The following is a 9,756-nucleotide window of genomic DNA, read 5'->3' on the forward strand; positions in this document are numbered from 1 at the left end:
TCAGCCGCGCTGCGCGTCGATCCGGAGCTTGGCGGCCTCCTCGCGAATGGCGGGCAGCCGGGCGTTGAGCCCCTCGCCTGGGCAGTGGGTCTCCACGATGTCGCGGTGCCCCGAGACCACGGCCACGGTGGCGGGGTCACCCTCGGGGACGCGGCTGTCGTCGTTGGTGGACACCAGGCGCACGGTGCCGCGCGGGTCGGTGCCCATGCGCAGCTTCCACGCGACGACCCGCGCGATCGCCGAGACGAGCGCGTCGGGGACCAGCTCGGGCACCTCGAAGTCGCCGAGGGCGGCGATGCCGACGCTGTCCATGTTGAACCCGGAGGTGTGGGCGCCGAGGACGAAGCGGTCGAGGCCCCCCGCACGGCCCTCGTAGATCGTTCCGCACTTGTCGATCACGAAGTTGTAGCCCACGTCGTCCCAGCCCATGCGGCTCACGTGGTCGGACTGCATCGAACGCAGCATCTCGGGCACGTCGGCGCAGTCGTAGCCGTCGGGGTGGCCCGTGTGGTGGACGAAGACGGCGCGCGCGGCGCCCGTGTAGGTGACCTTCTCGGTCCGCAGGTCCTCGTCGGCGCCCCACGCCCCCCGCGTGACCACCTCGGGCTTCACGCCGGGCCGTTCGACCGCGGGCGGCAGCCGCTCGGGCGCCTCGGACGGCCCGGCCGACGCCCCGCCGAGCGGCGGCGCGTCCACGGTCACCACGACGGCGAGCGGCAGGACCGCGGCCATGACGGCCATCCTCCGGCGTGACCACACGGGCGCCTCCCCGGCTGCTCAGGGCAGGATCTTGACGGCGCTCGACCAGGTGAGGCCGAGGGGCTGCTGGACGGCCATGTGCAGGAGCTGGAGCGCTTCCAGCTGGCGGGCCCGGCGCAGCGGTCCCACGTCGAGCGGGCGCAGCCCACCCGCCTCGGCCAGGTCGGCGACGGCGCCCTTGCCGTCGGCGTCGTCGCCCGCGATCAGCACGTCGAGCGGCTTGCCCGCCACGGCGCCGCTGAGCAGCGTGGTGGCGAAGACCGTGTTGAACGCCTTGACCACGGGCGCGCCCGGCGCGGCCTCGGCGGCGATCAGCTCGGCGGCCGACGTGCCGGGCGGCACGAGCGAGTCGTCGAGCGATGTGGGGTCGACGGGGTTGGAGATGTCGACGATCACGGACTCGGTGAGCGCGGTCCCATAGGTGGCGGCCAGCTCGACCCCCGCGGGGTAGGGGACGGCGAGCACGACGAGGTCGGCGTCCTCGACAGCGATGGCGTCCGACGCGCCGACGGTCCCGTCGGGCGCGGCGCGGGCGAGCTCGCCCGCGAGCGCCTCGGCCCTGGCGTGCGACCTGCCGATGATCCGGACGGTGTGCCCGCCCGCCAGCGCGATGGTCGCCACGGCGCGGGCCATGGCCCCCGTGCCCACGATCGTCACAATCATGGGTCCATGCCAGCACGGGCCCAGGGCGCCCGCATCTCGCGCTACGGCGCGGGGGGCAGCTCGCGGTCCTGCCGGATCGCGGCGAAGAGGCGCCCGGCGACGCGCTCGTCCAGCCGCAGCCGGTTGGCCTCGGTGGGGTGCGGAACGGTCGGCACGGTGCGGAACCCGAACGCGTCGTCGGGCACGGCCCTGATGTCGCCCGCCAGGTCGTACAGCTCGTCGAGCGAGTCGAGCCCGGCGTCCGCGGTGATGGCTGAGGTCACGGCCTTCAGGACGGGGTAGAGCCTGGCGGGGTCGGTGACGGTCCGCTCGTCGGTGACGCGCTGGTAGAGGCGGCCGAGGAATTCCTGCTGGCGGGCGAGCCTGTTCAGGTCGCTGCCGTCGCCGACGAAGACCCGGGCCCGCACATAGGCGAGGGCCTGTTCCCCGTCGAGGAGGTGGCGCCCCGCCGGGAGGTCATGGCCGACGTTCGGGTCGTGCTCCGCCTCGTCGACCTCGACCTCGACGCCGCCGACGGCGTCCACGACGTCGGCGAAGCCCTCGAAGCCGATCACCAGGTGGTGGTCCACCCTGATGCCGCTCATGGCCTCGAACGTCCTGATGGTGCAGGCCGCGCCGCCGAACTGGAACGCCCAGTTGAACTGCGCCGTCGTCGCCTCGCTGCGCCCGCCGTCCTCGGTGCGGCACGCGGGGATGTCCACCACGATGTCGCGCGGCACGTGCACCGCGTCGGCGCGCCGCCCGTCGGCGGAGAGGTGCAGGAGCAGCACGGTGTCGGAGCGCGCGTTGCCCGTGCCCGAGCCGGAGTCGTGGCCGATGACCAGGATGTCCCTGGCCGCGTCCGCCGCGTCGGGCCGCTCGCCCGAGTCCTCGCCGAGCGCCCGCGCGGCGGCGTGGTCGGTGCTGATGTTGCCGTCGAGCCGCTGGTACACCCACAGCGCCACCCCCGCGATGACCGCGAGGATGACGCCGAAGATCAACAGGAGCCACCACAGCCACCTCTGACCACGCGTCGTCTGGACCGCCACCGGCGCACACCGCCCCTTCGGATCGCTCACGCCTCGCCTGCGCCCCATCGTGCGCGGCGGCGGGGGCGAAGTCCTGAAGGGCGGTTGCGGGCCGGGCCGCTTCCACCGAACGGGGGCGGCGCGGCGGCCGAACGGCCGAGGTGGCGGGCCTGGACGCCCCGCCCGGGCCGCGAGCGGCGCGCCACTCGGGGTCGCGCCGGTCGACGGCGTCCCCCCGAACGAGAGGTGTTCCCCCCGAACGAGGGACGACGAATCAAGTTACCGTCGAGTAGCATGGGGCTGGGCTATGTTGGCTAGCCCTCCGTTCACCCCCTGCCCGCAGGTCCGAGGAGCCACCGCCATGCAACTCGCCGCCATCGTCGTCACGCTGGTGCTCACCGCGGTCGCCGTCGCGCTGTTCGCCCGGGCCGTCACCCGGCTCGTCGCCACGCTGCGCCTCGGCCAGCCCGTTCCCGAGGGGCTGCGCACCGACGATCCCAGGCGCCGCACGCTCACCCTGGCCAGGGAGTTCCTCGGCCACACGCGGATGAACCGCTGGGCGCCCGTCGGCGTGGCGCACTGGTTCGTCGCCATCGGCTTCCTGACCCTGGCGGGCACGATCATCCAGGCGTACGGGCAGCTGTTCCAGGCCGACTGGACGCTCCCCGTGCTCGGCGGCTTCGTGCCGTACGAGATGTGGATCGAGTTCATCGCGGCGATGACCGTGCTTGGCATCGCGGCCCTCATCGTCATCCGGCTGCTGAGCCTGCCCTCCCGCGCCGGACGGAAGTCGCGGTTCACGGGCTCGACCGCGTGGCAGGCGTACTTCGTCGAGTATGTGATCCTCACGATCGGCGCGGCCATCCTGGCGCTGCGCGGCCTCGAGGGCGCCCTCCACCACGTCGACGGGTACGACCCGGCGTACTTCGTGTCGTATCCCCTGGTCGCGGCGTTCGACGGGCTCTCCGCCGCCACCTTGCAGAATCTCGTGTACGCCACGGCCATGGTGAAGCTCGGCGCCACCACCGTCTGGGCGATCACCATCGCGCTCCACACCGACATGGGCGTGGCATGGCACCGGTTCCTGGCCTTCCCCAACATCTGGTTCAAGCGGAACGCCGACGGCGAGCCCGCCCTGGGCGCGCTGCTGCCGATGACCTCGGCGGGGAAGCCGATCGACTTCGACGACCCCGACGAGGACGACCAGTTCGGCGTCTCCCAGGTCGAGCACTTCTCCTGGAAGGGCCTGCTGGACTTCTCCACGTGCACCGAGTGCGGCCGCTGCCAGTCCCAGTGCCCCGCGTGGAACACCGGGAAGCCCCTGTCCCCCAAGCTCCTGGTGATGTCCCTGCGCGACCACGCGCACGCCGCCGCCCCCTATCTGCTGGCGGGCGAGACCGTCGAGCGCCCGCTGGTCGGCACGGCCGACGAGGGGGGCGTGATCGACCCCGACGTCCTGTGGTCCTGCACGACGTGCGGCGCCTGCGTCGAGCAGTGCCCCGTCGACATCGAGCACGTCGACCACATCGTGGACATGCGCCGGTACCAGGTGATGATCGAGTCGGCCTTCCCCAGCGAGGCGGGCACCATGCTGAAGAACCTCGAGCGCAAGGGGAACCCCTGGGGCCTCGCCAAGAAGAAGCGCCTGGAGTGGACGGCCGAGGTCCCCTTCGACGTGCCGGTGGTCGGCCGGGACATCGATGACCTCACCGAGGTCGACTACCTCTACTGGGTCGGCTGCGCGGGTGCCCTCGAGGACCGCGCGAAGAAGACCACCAAGGCGTTCGCCGAGTTGCTGCACATCGCGGGCGTCCGCTTCGCGATCATGGGCGGCGACGAGGCGTGCACCGGCGACTCCGCCCGCCGCCTGGGCAACGAGTTCCTGTTCCAGCAGCTCGGCCAGCAGAACGTCGAGTCGCTCAACGCCGCGTCGGCCACCCGCGTCGTCACCACGTGCCCGCACTGCTTCAACACCATCGCCAACGAATACCCCCAGCTGGGCGGCCGCTTCGAGGTCATCCACCACACCCAGCTGCTCCAGCACCTCATCGACGAGGGCAAGCTCGTGCCCGTCACCCCCGTCGACGGCCTGATCACCTACCACGACCCCTGCTACCTCGGCCGCCACAACAAGGTGTACACCCCGCCCCGCGAGATCATCGGCCGCGTCCCCGGCCTGCGGAACGAAGAGATGCACCGCCACAAGGAGCGCGGCTTCTGCTGCGGCGCGGGCGGCGCCCGGATGTGGATGGAGGAGCGCATCGGCAAGCGGATCAACGACGAGCGGGTCGACGAGGCCCTCTCCCTCGACCCCGACATCATTTCGACCGCGTGCCCTTTCTGCCTGGTGATGCTCTCCGACTCGGTGAACGGCAAGAAGGCCGACGCCGCAGCCAAGGAGGACCTCCGCGTGGTCGACGTCGCCCAGCTCCTCCTGGAGTCCGTCACCACGACGGCCCCCGGCGACACCCAGATCCCCACGGCCGAGCCGGAGCCCGCCACCTGAGCCCGCCTCCCCGGACGGGCCGTGAGGGACGGCTCAGGGGCCCGTTCGGGAGTACGGTGGCCCGCGGAAGCGGTACGTTCATAGGCGTGGCCGTATTCAGAAGGAACCGCGACGAGCAGTACCCGCAGCCGCAGCCCTATCCCCCGCCGCAGCCGCGCTACGGGTACCCGCCGCAGCAGCCGTACCAGGGACCCCCGCCGTACCAGCAGCACCCGGAGCCCCACCCCACCTATCCCGACCCCGGCCCCGCGGCGGGCCCGCCACCGCAGCCGCCGCTGCCCTGGCGCGAGCTGCTGAGCGGCATCGTGCTCCACCCCAGCCGGACGTTCTGGCACATGCGCGACTACCCGATGTGGGCCCCCGCGCTGATCGTGACGTTCCTCTACGGCCTCGTCGCGGTCTTCGGCCTGGACAACGCCCGTGAGTCGATCCTCGACACCACCGCCTCCACGGTCGCGCCGTACCTGCTGTTCACCGGGGTGGCGATGGGCCTTGGCGCACTGGTGCTGAGCACCGTGACCCACAACCTCGCGCGGCAGTTCGGCGGGAACGGCCTGTGGGCGCCCACCGCGGGCCTGGCCATGCTGATCATGACCCTGACGGATGTGCCCCGCCTGGCCCTGGCCCTCTTCCTCGGCGGAGCGGACCCGGTCGTCCAGGTCCTCGGCTGGGCGACATGGCTGGGCGCGGGCGTGCTGTTCACGATGATGGTCAGCCGCTCCCACGAGATCCCGTGGCCCCGCGCCCTGGCCGCCTCGACGATCCAGCTGCTCGCGCTGCTGATGCTCGTGAAGCTGGGCACCCTGTAGGCCGCTACGCTCGGGGCGTGCTTCTGTCAGACAAGGACATCCGTACCGAGATCGACGCGGGCCGGGTCCGGATCGATCCCTTTGACCCCGCGATGGTCCAGCCGTCGAGCATCGACGTGCGCCTCGACCGCTTCTTCCGGGTCTTCGAGAACCACCGCTACCCGCACATCGACCCCTCGGTCGAGCAGCCCGACCTGACGCGTGAGATCGAACCGCCGGGGGAGGAGCCGTTCATCCTGCACCCCGGCGAGTTCGTCCTGGCGTCCACCTACGAGGTGATCAGCCTCCCCGAGGACCTCGCGTCCCGCCTCGAGGGTAAGAGCTCCCTCGGCCGCCTCGGCCTGCTGACCCACTCGACGGCGGGCTTCATCGACCCGGGCTTCTCCGGCCATGTGACGCTTGAGCTCTCCAACGTCGCGACGCTGCCGATCAAGCTGTGGCCGGGGATGAAGATCGGCCAGCTGTGCATGTTCCGCCTCAGCTCCCCGGCCGAACACCCCTACGGCTCAACGGGAGTCGGCTCCCGCTACCAGGGCCAGCGCGGCCCGACCCCCTCCCGCTCCTACCTCAACTTCCACCGCACCACGATCTGACACGGGCACCGCGCTCCGCAGCCGCGCACACCGGGGACACCGCAACAACCGCCCGGGCCCGATCCGCTCGCTCCCCAACTGCCGCATGGGAAACCGCGCGGTGGCGAAGACATGCCCCTCGGCGCAACGAACGACGGTGGTGATCTGCAAGGCTCCCTCTCCCCTGACCCTCGACGACGAAGGGAAAGATTAGGGGAAGATCCCCACCCGCTCACCACGGCACTCCGAGGTGAGGTAAGCTACGGACAGATCGCCAGGCGGGCGTAGTTTAATGGTAGAACATGAGCTTCCCAAGCTCAGAGCGCGAGTTCGATTCTCGTCGCCCGCTCCACGACAAAGCTCCAGGTCAGCGACCTGGAGCTTGTTTGTCGTCTAGACCTCTTCAAGCACCTCGCGCCACTTGCGCACCACTTGAGCCACCGAATCACACCAGGCGTGGCACTCAAGGGACGAAAAGGGTTCGGGTACTCGACAGGCGTCTCGTATAGCGAGATCGATTTCATATGACTTGCATCACGGACATGTCGGCCGGTTGGCGCAGCCGAAGAAGTGGCTACGGGCATGAAAATCCCTTGCCTACCTGGGCAGTTGCGCGGGCTCCGACGACTACGGCCACTCTGCCGATGCCAGTCTCACGGCCCGCGGCGACCGCCTCGGGGGCCGACACGATGCCGCGTCGGCCCCCGAACCCGGCGCCGGAGGGCATTCAGCCGTGGCGCACCACTCGCGCACCACTTGCGCCGCTGTCCGGACCCGTCCCACCGTCACCGTTGCTGTCCGCAGTGACCTTGCGAGCCGCTCGAACGCGGGCGTCGAGGCCCTGCGCGACTTCCTTCTGCCGGCCCATGGGCGAGTGCTGGTAGATCAGCGCCGCCTTCTCCGTCGACTGGCCAGCGCGCACCATGACGTCCTTGAGCGTGCCGCCGGACTGGGTCACGAGGGTGTTGCCGGTGTGCCGGAGGTCGTAGAAGCGGAAGTTGGGTGGCAGTCCGACCTTGTCCCTGGCCTTGCGCCACTTGCGGCCGAAGGTGGAGCGGCGGAAGGGTGCTCCGCGCTCGCCGACGAACAGCAGCCCGTCGGGCTCTTTGGAGGCGAACCAGTCGAGGTGGCGCCGCACGTCGACGTACAGGAAGCCCGACAGCACGACGGTGCGCCTGCCGGCCTGGGACTTGGTGTCGCCGGTCACGCGTCGTCCGGTGGTCAGCTCGGGCGCGGCCCGGCTGATGCGCAGCAGGACCGGCTCGTGCTCGACTTTGCCCTCGCTCTCGCGGCGCTTGGGCTGGTCGGGCTCCTCGGGCAGCACGACGTCGGTCCGCCGCAGTTCGGCCTGCTCCTCCGGGCGCAGGCTGGCGTAGGAGGCGAAGTAGACCATCAGCCGCCAGCGCGGCCCCATCGCGTCGGCCAGGGCATCGACCTGCTCGACGGTGGCCACCGGACGCTCGTCGGCGGATTCCTTGCCCGCGCCCTTGATCCGGCAGGGGTTACGGCGGATCAGTTCGTCGTCGGCCGCCGTCTGGAGGACGGCCTTCAGCAGCCGGTACGCCTTGGCGACCGTCGAGTCGGCGCCCGTGCTCGCGAGCCGTTCGGCACGCCAGGCGCGGACCCGGGGTGGAGTGATCTCGTCGAGGTCCCACTGCCGGAACGTCGGCAGGATGTGCAGCCGCAGCAGACGGCGGTACAGCTCGTCGGTGGTGGCGGCGAGCTTGCGTTCATCGACCCAGCGCAGGGCGTACTCCTCGAAGTTGACGGCCCCGGCATCCGGATCGGTCCAGTCGCCACGGGTGAGGTCCGCCTCGACCTGCGACAGCCAGACCTCGGCGTCGGTCTTGGTGGCGAAGGTCTCCGGTGAGCGCCGCCGCAGCCCTGTGGGATCGACGTAACTGGCCGTCCAACGACCCGAGGGATACTGCCGCATGGCCCCGAAGCGGCGCTTCGCCGCCTTCTTCTTCGTCATCAGGCGGCCCGCCCGTAGCGGGCGCGGGTCCGCCGAGCGGCAGGCTGTACGGTCTGGGCCTCGATGTAGGCGTCGAGGACGCTCTCGGCGATGCGGACGTGGCGTCCGACCTTGACGAAGGCGATGCGGCGTTCGGCGATCAGCCGACGGGGGAAGCGCTCGCTGGTGCCCAGCCGTTCGGCGGCCTCGTGCACCGTGAGCAGCCGGTCCTGGGTGATCACCTCCGTCGCGGCACGCGTGGGCGGAGCGGAGGCATGGGGTATCGCCGGTCGGCGCATGGAGAGTCCTTGCCTGGCAGGCATCTGGCACGGCAATGCCGGCCTGCCGAGTCGATCGCTAGGGATGGCGGTTGGGTGATGACCCGTCGCTGGGCTCCTCGGAGGCATGGCGACGGGGGGCACGGAGGGCTATGCCTCGTCGGCGCTGGGGCCCGCGTCAAGCGAGGGCCCCGCAGGTCTGGCCCGTTGACCGGCGCTGGCTTCGGCGATGGCGTTGGAGACCATGACGTCGGCCTCTGTGCGGATGTCGGGGTGTTCGGTGAGGTAGGTGTCGAGGGCGTCGCGCGCCTGGGCGAAGGCGTGGTTGGCGCGCTGGGTCTCGCGGAAGGCGTCGACGACGGCGTCGATGAGTTCCATGGCGCGGGCTTGGGCGGCGAGTTGTGGTGGGCCGACGAGGTTGCGCAGGTCGAGGCCGAAGACCTCGGCGAAGCCGATGGCCTCATCCAGGTTGATGCGGCGTTTGCCGTTCTCGATGCGCCAGACGCCGGAGGGGTTCATCTCGAAGCCGGCCTCGTTGAGGCGGTCGGAGAGGGCGTTGGTGCTCCAGCCGCGCGCTTCGCGTTCCAGCTTGATGCGCACCGCGACGTTCGCCTCACCGCTGAGCAGCACACCCTGCCGGGCTTCTCGGTCGGCCACGGGCACCCCCTTCCAGCCGTAGTAGGTCACTGCCACATGCAGCGGCTCGCCGAACAGTAGCATGCGTTCTGCGACAGGGAGAACTATCCTGCGATCCGCAATCCTGTGGCATGGTGGTGACCCGACCGCACCAGTCGAGAAGTCCTCACGATCCACGTCACATGACAAAAGCCCCCGGCTGTCACCGGGGGCTCAAGCGCAAACCTCTTAACCGCCATCCCTAGCGATCGACCCGCGTGGCCGGGATTGCCGTCCCATATGGCCCGCGAGCAGAGGAGCTGACACCAGTATGACCGATCCCCAATCGCCGACGCCATGCCTCCCCGCGGTCGGTGCCCCCACCAGCGGGGACCACGGTGGCGAGCCAGATGCCCTGTCCGAGGGCGTGCAGGTGCTCACCGACCTGCGGATCCGGATCAAGCGATTCGTCGTGATGCCCAGCGAGGAAGCCCTCACGGCCGTGACCTTGTGGGTGGCGGCCACGCACCTGCAGCCGGCGTGGCAGCACGCGCCGCGTCTGGCCGTGGTCGGTCCGGCCAAGCGTTGCGGCA

10 protein-coding genes, 1 tRNA gene and 1 pseudogene are annotated in these 9,756 nt (G+C 70.7%); 5 read left to right on the plus strand and 7 right to left on the minus strand.

Annotated elements, in window-relative coordinates:
- From DEH69_RS18385 to DEH69_RS18395, 3 genes are read right to left on the minus strand one after another with little or no spacing between them, the layout of a single operon-like run.
- On the minus strand, positions 1–732 hold the full coding sequence (locus tag DEH69_RS18385; protein WP_309302856.1) for a peptidoglycan recognition protein: 732 nt from the start codon (positions 730–732) through the stop codon (positions 1–3).
- 45 nt (positions 733–777) lie between these two features.
- Positions 778–1,422, minus strand: coding sequence for an NADPH-dependent F420 reductase (locus DEH69_RS18390; RefSeq protein ID WP_113688069.1), 645 nt, complete (start codon positions 1,420–1,422; stop codon positions 778–780).
- A gap of 41 nt (positions 1,423–1,463) precedes the next feature.
- Positions 1,464–2,450: an LCP family protein gene (locus DEH69_RS18395; RefSeq protein WP_181727486.1), complete on the minus strand. Its 987-nt coding sequence runs from the start codon at positions 2,448–2,450 to the stop codon at positions 1,464–1,466.
- 340 nt (positions 2,451–2,790) lie between these two features.
- Between DEH69_RS18395 and DEH69_RS18400 the strand changes: the two genes are divergently transcribed.
- The 3 genes from DEH69_RS18400 (at position 2,791) to dcd (ending at position 6,337) form a co-directional block, all read left to right on the plus strand.
- Positions 2,791–4,935 (plus strand): (Fe-S)-binding protein, encoded by a 2,145-nt coding sequence (locus DEH69_RS18400; protein WP_113688071.1) that lies wholly within the window; start codon positions 2,791–2,793, stop codon positions 4,933–4,935.
- A gap of 86 nt (positions 4,936–5,021) precedes the next feature.
- Positions 5,022–5,744: a Yip1 family protein gene (locus DEH69_RS18405; RefSeq protein ID WP_309302857.1), complete on the plus strand. Its 723-nt coding sequence runs from the start codon at positions 5,022–5,024 to the stop codon at positions 5,742–5,744.
- A gap of 17 nt (positions 5,745–5,761) precedes the next feature.
- Positions 5,762–6,337, plus strand: a complete 576-nt coding sequence (gene dcd / locus DEH69_RS18410; RefSeq protein WP_113688072.1) for a dCTP deaminase — start codon at positions 5,762–5,764, stop codon at positions 6,335–6,337.
- Here dcd and DEH69_RS32845 read toward each other — a convergent pair.
- The gene (locus DEH69_RS32845) at positions 6,251–6,487 is read right to left on the minus strand and encodes a hypothetical protein (RefSeq protein WP_113688073.1); all 237 of its coding nucleotides are present in this window, start codon (positions 6,485–6,487) and stop codon (positions 6,251–6,253) included. The two genes, dcd and DEH69_RS32845, sit on opposite strands and share 87 nt — an antisense overlap.
- Before the next feature lie 107 nt (positions 6,488–6,594).
- Here DEH69_RS32845 and DEH69_RS18420 point away from each other — a divergent pair.
- Positions 6,595–6,668: transfer RNA gene (locus DEH69_RS18420), tRNA-Gly, on the plus strand.
- A gap of 375 nt (positions 6,669–7,043) precedes the next feature.
- Here the strand turns inward: DEH69_RS18420 and DEH69_RS18425 are convergent.
- The 3 genes from DEH69_RS18425 to DEH69_RS18435 form a co-directional block, all read right to left on the minus strand.
- The gene (locus tag DEH69_RS18425; protein WP_113688074.1) at positions 7,044–8,291 is read right to left on the minus strand and encodes a tyrosine-type recombinase/integrase; all 1,248 of its coding nucleotides are present in this window, start codon (positions 8,289–8,291) and stop codon (positions 7,044–7,046) included.
- Positions 8,291–8,512 carry an excisionase family DNA-binding protein gene (locus DEH69_RS18430; RefSeq protein ID WP_309302858.1) on the minus strand — a complete coding sequence of 74 codons (222 nt, stop codon included), beginning with the start codon at positions 8,510–8,512 and terminating at the stop codon, positions 8,291–8,293. The genes DEH69_RS18425 and DEH69_RS18430 overlap by 1 nt, the downstream gene beginning before the upstream one ends.
- A 186-nt stretch (positions 8,513–8,698) precedes the next feature.
- On the minus strand, positions 8,699–9,205 hold the full coding sequence (locus tag DEH69_RS18435) for a helix-turn-helix transcriptional regulator (RefSeq protein ID WP_258534759.1): 507 nt from the start codon (positions 9,203–9,205) through the stop codon (positions 8,699–8,701).
- Positions 9,206–9,494: 289 nt separating this feature from the next.
- On the opposite strand from DEH69_RS18435, the pseudogene DEH69_RS31075 reads away from it, so the two are divergent.
- Positions 9,495–9,756: pseudogene (locus DEH69_RS31075) on the plus strand (hypothetical protein); the annotation flags it as partial.

Origin of the sequence: Streptomyces sp. PT12, from assembly GCF_003311645.1 — a bacterium.
Classification (GTDB): Bacteria; Actinomycetota; Actinomycetes; order Streptomycetales; family Streptomycetaceae; genus Streptomyces.